22 protein-coding genes are annotated in these 14,234 nt (G+C 67.5%); 5 read left to right on the forward strand and 17 right to left on the reverse strand.

Annotated features, from left to right (window positions below):
• Positions 1-34 precede the first annotated feature (34 nt).
• From rpsK to V8J39_RS10715, 17 genes are all read right to left on the reverse strand, one after another.
• On the reverse strand, positions 35-424 hold the full coding sequence (gene rpsK / locus V8J39_RS10635) for a 30S ribosomal protein S11 (RefSeq protein ID WP_336460856.1): 390 nt from the start codon (positions 422-424) through the stop codon (positions 35-37).
• 15 nt (positions 425-439) lie between these two features.
• Complete coding sequence (rpsM, locus tag V8J39_RS10640) at positions 440-808, reverse strand: 30S ribosomal protein S13 (RefSeq protein ID WP_336460857.1); 369 nt, start codon at positions 806-808, stop codon at positions 440-442.
• A 312-nt stretch (positions 809-1,120) separates the two neighbouring features.
• Positions 1,121-1,723, reverse strand: a complete 603-nt coding sequence (locus tag V8J39_RS10645) for an adenylate kinase (RefSeq protein ID WP_336460858.1) — start codon at positions 1,721-1,723, stop codon at positions 1,121-1,123.
• 15 nt (positions 1,724-1,738) lie between these two features.
• Positions 1,739-3,103, reverse strand: a complete 1,365-nt coding sequence (gene secY / locus V8J39_RS10650) for a preprotein translocase subunit SecY (protein ID WP_336460859.1) — start codon at positions 3,101-3,103, stop codon at positions 1,739-1,741.
• A gap of 106 nt (positions 3,104-3,209) precedes the next feature.
• A complete protein-coding gene (gene rplO / locus V8J39_RS10655) occupies positions 3,210-3,689 on the reverse strand; it encodes a 50S ribosomal protein L15 (RefSeq protein WP_336460860.1) in 480 nt (159 codons plus the stop codon).
• A gap of 296 nt (positions 3,690-3,985) precedes the next feature.
• On the reverse strand, positions 3,986-4,171 hold the full coding sequence (rpmD, locus tag V8J39_RS10660) for a 50S ribosomal protein L30 (RefSeq protein WP_336460861.1): 186 nt from the start codon (positions 4,169-4,171) through the stop codon (positions 3,986-3,988).
• A 12-nt stretch (positions 4,172-4,183) separates the two neighbouring features.
• A complete protein-coding gene (gene rpsE, locus V8J39_RS10665; protein ID WP_336460862.1) occupies positions 4,184-4,741 on the reverse strand; it encodes a 30S ribosomal protein S5 in 558 nt (185 codons plus the stop codon).
• A gap of 161 nt (positions 4,742-4,902) precedes the next feature.
• The gene (gene rplR / locus V8J39_RS10670) at positions 4,903-5,262 is read right to left on the reverse strand and encodes a 50S ribosomal protein L18 (RefSeq protein WP_336460863.1); all 360 of its coding nucleotides are present in this window, start codon (positions 5,260-5,262) and stop codon (positions 4,903-4,905) included.
• Positions 5,263-5,273: 11 nt separating this feature from the next.
• The gene (gene rplF / locus V8J39_RS10675; protein WP_336460864.1) at positions 5,274-5,807 is read right to left on the reverse strand and encodes a 50S ribosomal protein L6; all 534 of its coding nucleotides are present in this window, start codon (positions 5,805-5,807) and stop codon (positions 5,274-5,276) included.
• Between the two features lie 10 nt (positions 5,808-5,817).
• Positions 5,818-6,213 (reverse strand): 30S ribosomal protein S8, encoded by a 396-nt coding sequence (gene rpsH, locus V8J39_RS10680; RefSeq protein WP_336460865.1) that lies wholly within the window; start codon positions 6,211-6,213, stop codon positions 5,818-5,820.
• 12 nt (positions 6,214-6,225) lie between these two features.
• Positions 6,226-6,531, reverse strand: coding sequence for a 30S ribosomal protein S14 (gene rpsN / locus V8J39_RS10685; RefSeq protein WP_336460866.1), 306 nt, complete (start codon positions 6,529-6,531; stop codon positions 6,226-6,228).
• Positions 6,532-6,550: 19 nt separating this feature from the next.
• Positions 6,551-7,111: a 50S ribosomal protein L5 gene (gene rplE, locus V8J39_RS10690; RefSeq protein ID WP_336460867.1), complete on the reverse strand. Its 561-nt coding sequence runs from the start codon at positions 7,109-7,111 to the stop codon at positions 6,551-6,553.
• Positions 7,111-7,416, reverse strand: coding sequence for a 50S ribosomal protein L24 (gene rplX, locus V8J39_RS10695; protein ID WP_336460868.1), 306 nt, complete (start codon positions 7,414-7,416; stop codon positions 7,111-7,113). The genes rplE and rplX overlap by 1 nt, the downstream gene beginning before the upstream one ends.
• Positions 7,416-7,784, reverse strand: coding sequence for a 50S ribosomal protein L14 (gene rplN, locus V8J39_RS10700; protein WP_022705624.1), 369 nt, complete (start codon positions 7,782-7,784; stop codon positions 7,416-7,418). Before rplN ends, rplX begins: the two co-directional genes overlap by 1 nt.
• 97 nt (positions 7,785-7,881) lie before the next feature.
• Complete coding sequence (gene rpsQ, locus V8J39_RS10705) at positions 7,882-8,118, reverse strand: 30S ribosomal protein S17 (protein ID WP_336460869.1); 237 nt, start codon at positions 8,116-8,118, stop codon at positions 7,882-7,884.
• Between the two features lie 11 nt (positions 8,119-8,129).
• Positions 8,130-8,336 carry a 50S ribosomal protein L29 gene (gene rpmC, locus V8J39_RS10710; protein WP_336460870.1) on the reverse strand — a complete coding sequence of 69 codons (207 nt, stop codon included), beginning with the start codon at positions 8,334-8,336 and terminating at the stop codon, positions 8,130-8,132.
• Positions 8,337-8,649: 313 nt separating this feature from the next.
• Entirely contained in the window at positions 8,650-9,519 is an 870-nt protein-coding gene (locus V8J39_RS10715) for a branched-chain amino acid aminotransferase (RefSeq protein WP_336460871.1), read from the reverse strand.
• 202 nt (positions 9,520-9,721) lie between these two features.
• On the opposite strand from V8J39_RS10715, the gene V8J39_RS10720 reads away from it, so the two are divergent.
• From V8J39_RS10720 to dxs, 5 genes are all read left to right on the forward strand, one after another.
• Positions 9,722-10,264 (forward strand): MarR family winged helix-turn-helix transcriptional regulator, encoded by a 543-nt coding sequence (locus V8J39_RS10720; protein ID WP_336460872.1) that lies wholly within the window; start codon positions 9,722-9,724, stop codon positions 10,262-10,264.
• A gap of 19 nt (positions 10,265-10,283) precedes the next feature.
• Positions 10,284-10,988: a response regulator gene (locus V8J39_RS10725; RefSeq protein WP_336460873.1), complete on the forward strand. Its 705-nt coding sequence runs from the start codon at positions 10,284-10,286 to the stop codon at positions 10,986-10,988.
• A gap of 76 nt (positions 10,989-11,064) precedes the next feature.
• A complete protein-coding gene (locus V8J39_RS10730) occupies positions 11,065-11,301 on the forward strand; it encodes an exodeoxyribonuclease VII small subunit (RefSeq protein WP_336460874.1) in 237 nt (78 codons plus the stop codon).
• 13 nt (positions 11,302-11,314) lie between these two features.
• Positions 11,315-12,196 (forward strand): polyprenyl synthetase family protein, encoded by an 882-nt coding sequence (locus V8J39_RS10735; protein ID WP_336460875.1) that lies wholly within the window; start codon positions 11,315-11,317, stop codon positions 12,194-12,196.
• Between the two features lie 34 nt (positions 12,197-12,230).
• Entirely contained in the window at positions 12,231-14,153 is a 1,923-nt protein-coding gene (gene dxs / locus V8J39_RS10740) for a 1-deoxy-D-xylulose-5-phosphate synthase (protein WP_336460876.1), read from the forward strand.
• The last annotated feature ends 81 nt before the right edge of the window (positions 14,154-14,234 follow it).

The raw sequence follows: 14,234 nt of genomic DNA on the forward strand, positions 1-14,234 counted from the left end.
CGTCGCCGCGCGGCCCGGGTCGGTAAGCGGTGCGTCAGACGCGGCGGCGCTTCGGCGGACGGCAGCCGTTGTGCGCGATCGGCGTCACGTCGCGGATCGAAGTGATGTTGAAGCCGACGGCAGCCAGCGCGCGCAGCGCCGATTCCCGACCCGAACCCGGGCCCTGCACTTCGACTTCAAGCGTCTTCACGCCGTGTTCCTGGGCTTTCTTGCCCGCGTCCTCGGCGGCCATCTGGGCGGCGTAGGGCGTCGACTTGCGCGAGCCCTTGAAGCCCATGGTGCCGGCCGACGACCACGAGATCGCATTGCCCTGCACGTCCGAGATCAGGATCTTGGTGTTGTTGAAGGACGAGTTCACATGCGCCACGCCAGCGGCGATGTTTTTCCGTTCCTTGCGCTTAACGCGGGTTTTATCACGAGCCATTGCTGATCCCTCCCCTTACTTCTTCTTGCCGGCGATCGGCTTCGCCGGGCCCTTGCGGGTGCGGGCGTTGGTGTGGGTGCGCTGGCCGCGAACCGGCAGGTTCTTGCGGTGACGCAGGCCGCGGTAGCAGCCGAGGTCCATCAGGCGCTTGATGTTCATCGAGACTTCGCGACGCAGGTCGCCCTCGACGGTCAGGTTGGCGTCGATGTATTCACGGATCGCCAGAACTTCGGCATCCGACAGGTCGTTGACGCGACGGGTCGCGTCGATGCCGACGGCGTCGATGATGGCCTGGGCGTTCTGGGCGCCGATGCCGTGGATGTATTGAAGCGCGATCGGAACCCGCTTCCCGGTGGGGATGTTGACGCCAGCGATACGTGCCACGCGTATGTCCTTTTCGTTGCGACTCCGTAGCGCCGGAGCCTTTTTTCACAACTGCGGCCCGGCGGGCGAGACGCCCCGGGCCACAACGGTCTGACTTGATTCGAAGAAAGCGAAATTCAGCAAATCAAGACGATTCTCTTGCGAGACGCCGTGACCTAGAGGGATTCCCGCCGAAGGTCAAGGCGTGTCGCGGCAGCTCGCCGCCGCGACATCGGGTCGCCCCTCCGGAGCACCCGGCGCATCGCGTCCCGTGGCCGCGCCGGCCCCTGCACCGGCGCCCGGCCGGGGCTCAGTCGGCGCTCAGTCGGTGGTTCAGCCGACCGAGGCCTCGGCCGCCTGGTCGAGCACGTTGGCGATCGACTTCGCGACGCTCTCGATCGGGGCCAGCCCGTCGACCGTGAACAGGTCGCCCAAGGCGTAGTAGTAGCCGATCAGCGGCGAGGTGCTCTTGTAATACGCGCGCAGCCGGTCGGCGAAGACGGCGGCGTTGTCGTCGGCGCGCACCGGCTTGCCCGCGGCCAGCGCCTCGGCGGCGCGGCCCTCGATGCGCGAGATCAGCGCCGCGTCGTCGACGACGAGCTGGATCACCGCATCCAGCCGCTGGCCGGTCCGCGCCAGAAGCTCGCCCAGCGCATCCGCCTGCGGCAGCGTGCGCGGGAAGCCGTCGAAGATGAAGCCGTTGCCGCCGGCCGTGGCCAGCTTCTCCTCGATCAGGCCGATGACGATCTCGTCGGTGACAAGCTCGCCCCGGTCCATGACCTCGGCCACGCGCCGGCCCATCTCGGTGCCCGAGGTCTTGGCCTCGCGCAGCATGTCGCCGGTCGAGAGCTGGACCATGCCCCGCTCGGCCACCAGGCGGGCGGCCTGGGTGCCCTTGCCGGCACCGGGAGGACCGAGGAGGATGATGTTCGGCATAGTCTTAACCTTATGTCAGCGCCGGGCCGGAGCCTTGCGCGGCCCCTTCGACGATTTACGCCCGCGGAGCTGGGACTTTTCAATCAGCCCTTCGTACTGGTGCGCCAGCAGATGGGACTGCACCTGGTTGATCGTGTCCATCGTCACCGAGACCACGATCAGCACCGATGTACCGCCGAAGTAGAAGGGAATCGCCAGCTGGTGACGCAGGATCTCGGGCAGGATGCAGACCAGCGCGAGATAGCCCGAACCGAGCACAAGGATCCGGTTGACGACGTATTCGAGGTATTCCTCGGTCCGCTTGCCCGGGCGGATGCCGGGAATGAAGCCGCCCTGGTTCTTCAGGTTGTCGGCCACGTCATCGGTCTTGAACGCCACGTTCGCCGTGTAGAAATACGCGAAGAACACGATCATCAGCACGAAGAACAGCAGGTAGAGCGGCTGGCCCGGGCCCATGTAGGCCAGGATCGTCGACATCACCGGGCCGGTCGCGCCGCCCGAGAAGGTCGAGATCGTGGTCGGCAGCAGCAGGAGCGACGAGGCGAAGATCGCCGGGATCACGCCCGCCGGGTTCACCTTGATCGGCAGGTGCGACGAGCCGCCGTCATAGACCTTCATGCCCACCTGGCGGCGGGGATACTGGATGTGGATCTTGCGCAGCGCGCGTTCCATGAACACGACGAAGGCCACCACCGCGATCACCATCACCAGCACGCCGATGATGACGGCGGGCGAGATCGTGCCCGAGCGGCCCTGGCTGAGGAACCGCGCCAGCGCCGAAGGGATCTCGGCGACGATGCCGACGAAGATGATCAGCGAGATGCCGTTGCCGATGCCGCGGGCGGTGATCTGTTCGCCCAGCCACATCAGGAACATCGTGCCGCCGACCAGCGTGATCACCACGGTGGCCTGGAAGAAGATCCCCGGCTCGTGCGCCAGGCTGCCGGCCTCGAGGCTGCGCGCAAGGCCATAGGCCTGGAACAGCGCCAGCGCCACGGTGGCATAGCGGGTGTACTGGTTGATCTTCTTGCGGCCCGCCTCGCCTTCCTTCTTCAGGTTTTCGAGCGAGGGTACCAGCGAGGTCAGCAGCTGCACGATGATCGAGGCCGAGATGTACGGCATGATCCCGAGCGCGAAGATCCCCATCCGGCCCAGCGCGCCGCCGGTGAACATCGACAGGATGCCCCCGAGGCCAGAGGCGGCGCTGTCCATGAACTGGCGCAGCGCACCACCGTCGATCCCCGGAACCGGGATATAGGTGCCCAGCCGGTAGACGATCAGCAGACCGACCGTGAAGAAGATGCGTTGGCGAAGATCGGTCGCCTTCCCGAGCGCGCCCCAGCTGAGGTTCGCGGCCATTTGCTCTGCGGCAGATGCCATGTGCGGTCTCTTCTCAAGCAACAGCGCCGCCAGACCGTGTCACGGTCGGCGGCGCCTGGAATAACACGGTGTCTGTGTAAGCGGCCTTGCGGCCGCCCACAACGACTTATTCCGCCGCAGCCGCGACCGGGGCGGCGGTGGTGAGCTTGCCACCCGCCTTCGCGACCGCTTCCACCGCCGAGGCCGAGGCGCCGGTGACGGTGATGTTCAGCTTCGAGGTGACCTCGCCCTTGTTCAGGACGCGGATGCCGTCACGCTTGTGGCCGGTGACGCCCGCGGCGACCAGCAGGTCCTCGGTGATCTCGGCCGAGATGTCGAGCTTGCCGGCGGCGACGAACTTCTCGATCAGGCCGAGGTTGATCACCGCGTATTCCTTGCGGTTCGGCTTCGAGAAGCCACGCTTGGGCAGGCGGCGGTACAGCGGCATCTGGCCGCCTTCGTAGCCGCCGAGCGCCACGCCCGAACGCGAGGTCTGGCCCTTGATACCGCGGCCGGCGGTCTTGCCCTTGCCCGAGCCGGGACCACGGGCGACGCGCTTCTTCTTGCGCGAGGAGCCGGGATTGTCGCGAAGTTCGTGAAGTTTCATGTCGCTTCTCCTTGGCCGGAAATCCCCCCGCAAGCGACAGAGGGGGACACGCGGCATATGTGATGATTCATGACCCCGCGCGGGGCCACCGGGGGCCTATAGCGGCAGGCGGTGCGGCAATCAAGCGGAACCTCATGTGCCGGACGGCTCGCGATCGGGCGGACGCCGGGGCTCTGCCCCGGACCCCGGGATATTTCGGCAAAGTCGAAAATGGGCCGGAGGTGCCGGAGGCGCCTTTAACGGAAAAGGGCGCCACTGCTGCGGCGCCCTCCCCTGTTCAGCCAGAGCGGTGAGGCTCAGGCCTTTTCTTCGATGATCACGACCATGTGGGGGATCGAGTTCACCATGCCGCGGACGGCGGGGGTGTCTTCGAGTTCACGGGTCTTGTGCATCTTGTTCAGGCCGAGACCCTTGAGGGTCGCGAGCTGCTTGGCGGGGCGACGGATCGGCGAGCCGATCTGCTTGACGACGATGGTTGCCATGTCTGCCTCTCCTTACGCTTCGACCGTTTCGGCTTCGGCACGACGCAGGATGTCGGCCACCTTCTTGCCGCGGCGTTGCGCGACCTGACGGGGCGAGGTTTCCAGCTTCAGACCGTCCATGGTGGCGCGGATCATGTTGTAGGGGTTCTGCGAGCCGAGCGACTTGGCGACCACGTCGTGGACGCCCAGCATCTCGAAGACGGCGCGCATCGGACCACCGGCGATGATCCCGGTACCGGCCGGGGCGGCACGCATCACGACGCGGCCCGCGCCGTGGCGGCCTTCCATGTCGTGGTGCAGGGTGCGGGCGTCCTTCAGCGGCACGCGCACGAGCGAGCGCTTGGCCTGCTCGGTCGCCTTGCGGATCGCTTCCGGCACTTCCTTGGCCTTGCCCTTGCCGAAGCCGACGCGGCCACGCTGGTCACCGACGACCACGAGCGCGGCGAAGCCGAAGCGCTTGCCGCCCTTCACGGTCTTCGAGACGCGGTTGATCGCGACGAGACGTTCGGCGAATTCCGGGGTTTCCTCGCGCTCGGCGCGGCGGTCCCGGCGGTTTTCACGTTCAGCCATTGAGGCCTCCGTATCTTGGGCATCTTAAGCGGCCCGTTGGATCAATCCAGGTGACGGCCCGAAGGCACTGTCCCGGATCATCGAGGGGCGCCTCCGGCAGACCCGGCCGCGCCCCTGCAAAAGGGTGCGCGGCGCCCCGGTCGGGGGCACCGCGCGATGGATCAGAACTTCAGGCCGCCTTCACGGGCGGCATCGGCCAGCGCCTTGATCTTCCCGTGGAACAGGAAGCCGCCGCGGTCGAAGTAGCACTCTTCGATCCCGGCCTTCTTGGCACGCTCGGCGATCGCCGCGCCGATCTTGGCGGCGGCTTCGACGTTGTTCTTGCCGACAACGCCCAGATCCTTCTCGAGCGACGAGGCGGCCGCGATGGTCACGCCCTTCACGTCGTCGATCAGCTGGACGCTGATGTTCTTGGACGAGCGGTGCACGCTGAGGCGCGCGCGGCCGTCGGCCAGTTTCTTCAGTTTGTTCCGAACGCGCAGGCGGCGCTTGAGGAACAGATCGCGTTTCGTGTTCGCCATTGTCGCAGCCCTTACTTCTTCTTGCCTTCCTTGCGGAAGATGAACTCGCCCTTGTAGCGGATCCCTTTGCCCTTGTAGGGCTCGGGACGGCGCCAGTCGCGGATGTTCGCGGCCACCTGGCCGACTTCCTGCTGGTCGATGCCCTCGATGACGATCTCGGTCTGCTTCGGGGTCGTGATGGTCACGCCCTTCGGCACGTCGAAGTTCACTTCATGCGAGTAGCCGAGCGAGAGTTTCAGGACGTTGCCGGCCATGGCGGCGCGGTAGCCGACGCCCTGGATTTCCAGCTCTTTCTTGAAACCGGTGGTCACGCCGGTGGCCAGGTTCTCGACCATCGAACGCGCCATGCCCCATTGCTGGCGGGCGCGCTTCGAGGTGCCGCGCGGCGTCACGGTGATCGCGCCGTCTTCCTGGGCGAGCGTGACGTCGTCGGTCGCGGTGAACGAGCGGGTGCCTTTCGGACCCTTCACCTCGATGGTCTGGCCGGAGATCGTCGCGGTCACGCCCTTGGGCAGTGCGACGGGTTTCTTGCCGATACGAGACATGAGACCCTCCTCAGAACACGGTGCACAGCACTTCGCCACCGACGTTGGCGGAGCGAGCGTGTGCATCGGACATGACGCCTTTCGGCGTGGAGACGATCGAGACACCGAGACCGTTGCGCGGCGACGGCAGGTCCTTGACGGACATGTAGACGCGGCGGCCGGGCTTGGACACGCGCTTGAGTTCGCGGATCACCGGGGTGCCTTCGAAGTACTTGAGGCTGATCTCGAGCTCCGGGTGGCCGTCAACGGTCACCGGCTCGTAGCCGCGGATGTAACCCTCGTCCTTCAGCACGTCCAGCACCCAGGCGCGAAGCTTGGAGGCGGGGGTGCGGCAGGTCGACTTGCCCCGGAGCTGTGCGTTCCGGATGCGGGTCAGCATATCGCCGAGCGGATCGTTCAACTGCATTGTGCGATCTCCTTACCAGCTCGACTTGACCATGCCCGGGATCTGGCCGAACGAGGCCAGTTCGCGCAGCATGATCCGCGACAGTTTCAGCTTGCGGTAGTAGGCGTGCGGCCGGCCGGTCAGCTGGCAGCGGTTGTGCAGACGGACGGCCGACGAGTTGCGCGGCATCTCGGCCAGCTTCAGAGTCGCCTTGAAACGCTCTTCCATCGGCTTCGACTGGTCTTCGATGACGGCCTTGAGCGAGGCGCGCTTGGCAGCGTAACGCTTCACCAGCTTCGCGCGCTTCTTCTCGCGTTCGACCATGGAAACTTTAGCCATTGGTTTTCCCTTCCCGCGATCAGCTGTTGAAGGGCATGCTGAATTGCTTCAGCAGCGCCTTCGCTTCCGCGTCGGTTTTCGCGGTGGTGCAGATGATGATGTCCATGCCGAGAACTTCGTCGACCTTGTCGAAGTCGATCTCGGGGAACACGATGTGCTCTTTCAGGCCGAAGGCGTAGTTGCCACGGCCATCGAACGAGGTGCCCTTGACGCCGCGGAAGTCGCGGACGCGCGGCAGGGCGATCGTGATCAGGCGGTCGAGGAATTCATACATCTGGTCGCCACGAAGGGTGACCTTGCAGCCCAGCGGCATCTCTTCACGGACGCGGAAGCCGGCGATCGACTTCTTGGCCTTGGTGATGACAGCCTTCTGACCGGCGATGAGCGTCAGCTCTTCGGCGGCCTGCTTGACCTTCTTGGTGTCCTTGACGGCTTCGCCGACGCCCATGTTCAGCACGATCTTGTCGAGCTTCGGGATCATCATCTCGTTCTTGTACGAGAATTCTTCCTTCAGCGCGGCGCGGATCGTCTCTTTGTAGAGCGTCTTGAAGCGCGGGGTATAGGTCGCGGTGTCCAGCATCAGATCACGTCCCCGGTGGTCTTGGCGAAACGCACCTTCTTGCCGTCTTCCATGCGGAAGCCGACGCGGGTGGCCTTGCCGTTGGCGTCGATGAGCGCGAGGTTCGACAGGTCGATCGGCATCGCCTTCGGCGTGCGGCCGCCCTGGGTCGTCTGCGTCTGGCGCTGGTGGCGGATGGCGATGTTCACGCCTTCCACGACGGCCTTGCCGTCCTTCGGGGACACCGAAGCGATCTCGCCCTGCTTGCCCTTGTCCTTGCCGGTCAGGACGACGACCTTGTCACCTTTGCGGAGCTTGGCAGCCATCACAGCACCTCCGGGGCGAGCGAGATGATCTTCATGAAGTTCTTCGCGCGCAGTTCGCGAACGACCGGCCCGAAGATACGGGTGCCGACCGGTTCGCCCTGGTTGTTCAGGATGACGGCGGCGTTGCGGTCGAAGCGGATGGCGGTGCCATCTTCGCGACGGACTTCCTTGGCGGTGCGAACGACGACGGCCTTGCGGACGTCACCCTTCTTCACGCGGCCGCGCGGAATGGCTTCCTTGACCGACACCACAATGATGTCGCCCACGGAGGCATACCGACGGTGCGAGCCACCCAGGACCTTGATGCACTGAACTCGGCGAGCGCCGGAGTTGTCAGCGACATCCAGATTGGTCTGCATCTGGATCATGGAGTTACTCCCGACCTTTGGAGACGCCTCTCACAGACTTCGGCGCCCCAGGGTTTCGATTAGAGACCGGACCTTTCGGCCGGTGTCCGCTCAGGCCTCAGGCCTGCTCGGTCACCACGGTCCAGCGTTTCGACTTCGAGATCGGCGCGCATTCGATGATGCGCACGGTGTCGCCGACCTTGAACGTGTTGTTCTCGTCGTGGGCACGGTACTTCTTGGTCACGCGCACGGTCTTCTTCATGACCGGGTGCGGGAAGCGGCGCTCGACCAGGACGGTGATCGTCTGCTCGTTCTTGTCCGAGGTGACGGTGCCTTGCAGGATACGACGGGGCATGTGTCAGCTCCTCAGTTCGCGACGGCCGCGGCGGCGGCCTTCTGGTTGAGAACGGTCTTGATGCGCGCGACGTCGCGACGCACCACGCGCATCCGCGCGGTGTTCTCGAGCTGGCCCGTCGCCTGCTGGAAGCGCAGGTTGAAGGCTTCTTTCTTGAGCGCGAGCAGCTCGTCACGGAGCTGGTCGGGGGTCTTGGACCCGAGTTCCTTGGCGTTCATGGCGCCTTTTCCTTTCGACATCACCAGAAGGCCCCTCGCAATTGAGGTCGGGTGACCTTCGGCCTGGTGGACAACACACGAGCGAATCCCCGGACGGAGCCCGGGCATCGCAGGATGCGCCCCTATAGAGGCCTCTCCCCCGCTGGGCAAGGGAAACTTGGCCCCCGCCGCCGGATTTCGCCCCGGATCTCATCCCGGGCCTCACCCCGGGTCCGGCGCCGGGGTCACTGCCGCAACGGACAGGGGCCGGGCCGTCCCGCAAGACGCCCCGGCCCCGTTTCAGGCTTGGCCCCGTTTCAGGCGCGGCCCTTTGTCAGGCGCGCACCAGCTTCTCGTAGGCCGCGGCGGTGTCGCGGGTCAGCTGGCCCACCTCGAAGGTGTACGGACCGATCTGGCCGACCGGGGTCACCTCGGCTGCGGTGCCGGTCAGCCAGCACTGCTCGAAGCCTTCCAGCTCGTCCGGCATGATGTGGCGCTCATGCACGGTGACGCCCTGCTCGCGCAGCATCGCGATGACGGTCTGGCGGGTGATGCCGTTCAGGAAGGCGTCCGCCAGCGGCGTGTGCACCTCGCCGCCCTTGACGAAGAAGATGTTCGCGCCGGTGCATTCGGCGACATAGCCGCGATAGTCCATGAACAGCGCGTCCGAGAAGCCCTTGGCCTCGGCCGCGTGCTTGGACATGGTGCAGATCATGTAAAGGCCGGCGGCCTTCGCCGCGGTCGGGATCGTCTCGGGCGAGGGACGCTTCCACTTCGCGATGTCGATCTTCGCGCCCTTCATCTTGGCATCGCCGTAATAGGCGCCCCACTCCCAGCCGGCGACCGCCAGCCGCACCGGGTTGCGCGCCGCCGAGACGCCCATGTCCTCGCCCGCGCCGCGCCAGGCCACCGCGCGCACATAGGCGTCGGTCCAGCCGTTCGCCTTCAGCATCGCGTACTTGGCTTCCTCGATCTGCTCGACCGAATAGGGGATCTCCATGTCCAGCAGCTCGGCCGACTTGCGCAGGCGGATCGAATGCTCGACGCCCTTGAAGATCTTGCCGTTGTAGCAGCGTTCGCCCTCGAACACGCTCGAGGCGTAGTGCAGCGCATGCGTCAGGATGTGCACCTTCGCGTCGCGCCACTCCACCAGCTTGCCATCCATCCAGATCTTGCCGTCGCGATCGTCGTAAGCCCCGGCCATCTCGTCACTCCTTTGCGGGTCCCGCCCGCCTGATCTCTCGCCGGAACCCCCGGCGATTTTCGAAAATTACCGCAATGCCGGCCACGAGGGACACAAAATTGCGTAAATCATGGCCGGGAGCTAACGTTTGATTCTTGGAAAGTCAACATCGCTGACATAAAATCCGCCGCGACGAAAAGAAACGTGAAGAGGGGGGAGAGCCTTGGCACGCACCATCACGGCAGCGCCGTCACCGGGCGGCGAGAACCTGCTGTTCCTGACCGACGAGCAGCTGCGCAAGGGAATCGAGGCGATGTTCTTCGCCTATCGCGGCTTCACCGCCGATCCCGACCGGATTCTCGAGACCCGTGGCTATGGCCGCGCCCATCACCGGGCGCTGCATTTCATCCACCGCGACCAGGGCCAGACGGTGACCAACCTGCTGGCGATGCTGGGGGTGACCAAGCAGTCGCTGAACCGGGTGCTGCGCACCCTGGTCGAGGACGGCCTGGTCGAGGCCCGCGTCGGCCGGCGCGACAAGCGCGAGCGCAACCTGTTCCTGACCGAGGCCGGCGAGAGCTTCGAGCGCGAGCTGTCCGAGGCGCAGCGCGCCCGGATGCGCGCGGCCTACCGCACCGCGGGCCCGGCGGCGGTGGCGGGGTTCCGTCAGGTCCTCGAGGCGATGATGGACCCGGACCTCCGGCGCTATTATCAATCTATGAAGGACGGCGCGAAGGACCCGGGCGGCCCCGGGACGGCACGGTAGACGGCAGGACAGACGAGAGATGACGGGCGACACCCACCTTCTGGTCGTGGATGACGACGAGCGGATCCGGGGACTTCTGCAGAAGTTCCTCGCCCGCAACGGCTTCATGGTGACCGCGGCGCGCGACGCGGCGCATGCCCGCCGGATCCTCGCCGGGCTGGAATTCGACCTGCTGGTGCTGGACGTGATGATGCCGGGCGAGGACGGCGTCAGCCTGACGCGCGACCTGCGTCGGACGCTGACGGTGCCGATCCTGCTGCTGACCGCGCGGGGCGAGACCTCGGAGCGGATCGAAGGGCTGGAGGCCGGCGCGGACGACTACCTCGCCAAGCCGTTCGAGCCCAAGGAGCTGCTGCTGCGGATCAACGCGATCCTGCGCCGCGCGCCGACGCCGGTCGAGGCGGGGCCGAAATTCATCCATCTCGGCCCGGTGCGCTACGACCTTGGCCGCGGCGAGCTGTGGCATGGCGAAAGCCTGATCCGCCTGACCGCGACCGAGGCGGCGCTGATGCGGATCTTCGCCAGCAAGGTCGGCGAGCCGATCAGCCGCCAGACCCTGGTCGAGGAGCTGGGCCGCGACAAGGGTTCGGCCGCCGAGACCGCGCAGGAGCGCGCCGTCGACGTGCAGATCACCCGCCTGCGCCGCAAGATCGAGGGCGACCCGCGCGAGCCGCGCTATCTGCAGACGGTGCGCGGCGCCGGCTACATGCTGATGCCGGAATAGAGACCGCCCGCGGGCTGGCCTTGCCTGCGCCGCGGCGCTATACGGGCCCGACGCGTGAAGCCCGAGGGAGCCCCCGATGGAAGACATTGCCGCGATGAGCTTCGAAGAGGCGATGAAGGCGCTCGAGCAGGTGGTGGGCCAGCTCGAACGCGGCGACGTGCCGCTCGAGGCCTCGATCGGCCTGTACGAGCGCGGCGCCGCGCTCAAGGCCCATTGCGAGGCCAAGCTGAAGGCCGCCGAGGAGAAGGTCGCCAAGATCACCCTCGGCGCCGACGGCAAGCCCGACGGCCTGTCGCCGGTGGAAGGTCTCTGAGGCCGCCCGCGCGATGGAATTCGAGACCCGGCTGTCCGACACTGCCGCCGAGATCGGCGCGGCGCTTTCGCGGTGCCTCGACGGGCGTGACGACGCGCCGGTGATCGCGGCGATGCGCTACGCGCTCGAGGGCGGCAAGCGCCTGCGCGGCTTCCTCGTGCTGGAAACCGCGGCGCTGCACGGGATCGACCGCGCCGCGGCGATGCCCGCGGCGATGGCGGTCGAGGCGCTGCACGCCTACAGCCTCGTGCACGACGACCTGCCCTGCATGGACGACGACGACCTGCGCCGCGGCCGGCCCACGGTGCATGTCGCCTGGGACGAGGCGACGGCGGTGCTGGCCGGCGATGCGCTGCAGACCCTCGCCTTCGAACTCTGCACCGACCCGCGGCTGGGCCCGGCCGAGGCGCGCGTCGCGCTGGTCGCGGCTCTGGCCCGCGCCAGCGGCGCCGAGGGCATGGTGCTGGGCCAGGCGCTCGACATCGCGGCCGAGACCGTGCTGGCGCGCGAGGGCCGCACCCTGACCCTGCCCGAGATCACCCGCCTGCAGGCCGGCAAGACCGGCGCGCTGATCGGCTTCGCGGCCGAGGCGGGCGCGATCCTGGCCGGCGCCGACCGCGCCCCCTTCGCGGCCTATGCCGCGGCGCTGGGGCTTGCCTTCCAGATCGCCGACGACATCTTGGATGTCGAAGGGGATGCGCAGACCGCCGGCAAGCGCGTCGGCAAGGATGCCGCGGCGGGCAAGGCCACCTTCGTCTCGCTGCTCGGGCTCGACGGCGCGCGCGCCCGGGCCGCGGCGCTGGCGGACGAGGCCTGCGCCGCGCTGGCCCCCTACGCCGAGCGGGCCGAACCGCTGCGGGCCGCGGCCCGCTTTGCCATTGCCCGCAAGGCCTGACCGGCCGGCGCGACGAACGGAAAGGACCGCCTCGATGGGCGAGCGACCGAAGACCCCGACCCTCGACCGGGTCACCCTGCCCTCGGACCTCAGGGCGCTGTCGGACCGCGAGCTGAAGGTGCTGGCCGACGAGCTGCGCGCCGAGACGATCAGCGCGGTCTCGGAGACCGGCGGTCACCTGGGCGCGGGCCTCGGCGTGGTCGAGCTGACGGTCGCGATCCATGCCGTCTTCGACACGCCGCGCGACAAGCTGATCTGGGACGTCGGCCACCAGTGCTATCCGCACAAGATCCTGACCGGCCGGCGCGACCGCATCCGCACGCTGCGCACCGAAAACGGCCTGTCGGGCTTCACCAAGCGCTCGGAAAGCCCCTACGACCCGTTCGGCGCCGCCCACAGCTCGACCTCGATCTCGGCCGCGCTCGGCTTCACCATGGCGCGCGAACTGGGGGCGGACCCGGGCGACGCGATCGCGGTCATCGGCGACGGCTCGATGTCGGCGGGCATGGCCTTCGAGGCGATGAACAACGCGGGCCACCTGCAGAAGCGGCTGTTCGTCATCCTCAACGACAACGAGATGTCGATCGCGCCGCCCACCGGGGCGCTGTCGACCTATCTCGCCCGGCTGTATTCCGAGGGCCCGTTCCACGAGCTGAAGGCCGCCGCCAAGGGCGCGATCGGCCTGCTGCCGCCGCCGCTGCAGGAAGGCGCCAAGCGCGCCAAGGAGATGCTCAAGGGCATCGCCGTCGGCGGCACCATGTTCGAGGAGCTGGGCTTTTCCTACATCGGCCCGGTCGACGGCCATGACCTCGACCAGCTGCTGCCGCTGCTGCGCACGGTCAAGGCCCGCGCCACCGGCCCGGTGCTGATCCACGCGATCACCCGCAAGGGCAAGGGCTATGCCCCGGCCGAGACCGCGGCCGACCGCGGCCATGCCCGCGGCAAGTTCGACGTGCTGACCGGCGAGCAGGCCAAGGCCAAGTCGAACGCCCCCGCCTATACCAAGGTCTTCGCCCGCGCCCTGATCGACGAGGCCGCGCGCGACGACCGCATCGTCGCCGTCACCGCCGCGATGCCGGACGGCACCGGGCTCGATCTCTTCGCCGAAAAGTTCCCGCGCCGCTGCTTCGACGTCGGCATCGCCGAACAGCATGCCGTGACCTTCTCGGCCGGGATGGCGGCGGGCGGCCTGAAGCCGTTCTGCGCGCTCTACTCGACCTTCCTGCAGCGCGGCTACGACCAGGTGGTGCACGACGTCGCGATCCAGCGCCTGCCGGTGCGCTTCGCCATCGACCGCGCGGGCCTTGTCGGCGCGGATGGCGCGACCCATGCCGGCGCCTTCGACGTGGCCTTCCTCGCGAACCTTCCCGGCATGGTGGTGATGGCCGCCGCCGACGAGGCGGAGCTGAAGCACATGGTCGCCACCGCCGTTGCCCATGACGAGGGCCCGATCGCCTTCCGCTTCCCGCGCGGCGAGGGCACCGGGGTCGAGATGCCCGAGCGCGGGCAGCCGCTGGAAATCGGCCGCGGCCGCATCGTGGCCGAGGGCGGGCGCGTCGCGATCCTGTCCTTCGGCACCCGGCTGTCCGAGGTGATGGCGGCGCGCGAGGCGCTGATCGGGCGCGGCCTGTCGCCCACCGTCGCCGATGCGCGCTTCGCCAAGCCCCTGGACCGCGATCTGATCCTGCGGCTTGCCCGCGACCACGAGGCGCTGATCACCGTGGAAGAGGGCGCGATCGGCGGCTTCGGCAGCCATGTCGCGCAGCTTCTGGCCGACGAGGGCGTGTTCGACCATGGGCTGAAGTTCCGCTCGATGGTGCTGCCCGACATCTTCATCGACCAGGCCAGCCCCGCCCGGATGTACGAGATCGCGGGCATGGACGCCGCCCAGATCGAGGCGAAGGTGCTGCAGGTGCTGGGCGTCGGCATGGCGCAGCCCGCGCGCGGCCGCGGCTGACCGCCGGCCGCCGCGAAACCCCGCATCCTGACGGAAAGTGAGCAGCGGCGGCGCGGACCCGCCGAGGTTGTGCCGCGTCGC

Source organism: Frigidibacter sp. MR17.24, assembly GCF_037095655.1.
Classification (GTDB): domain Bacteria; phylum Pseudomonadota; class Alphaproteobacteria; order Rhodobacterales; family Rhodobacteraceae; genus Frigidibacter.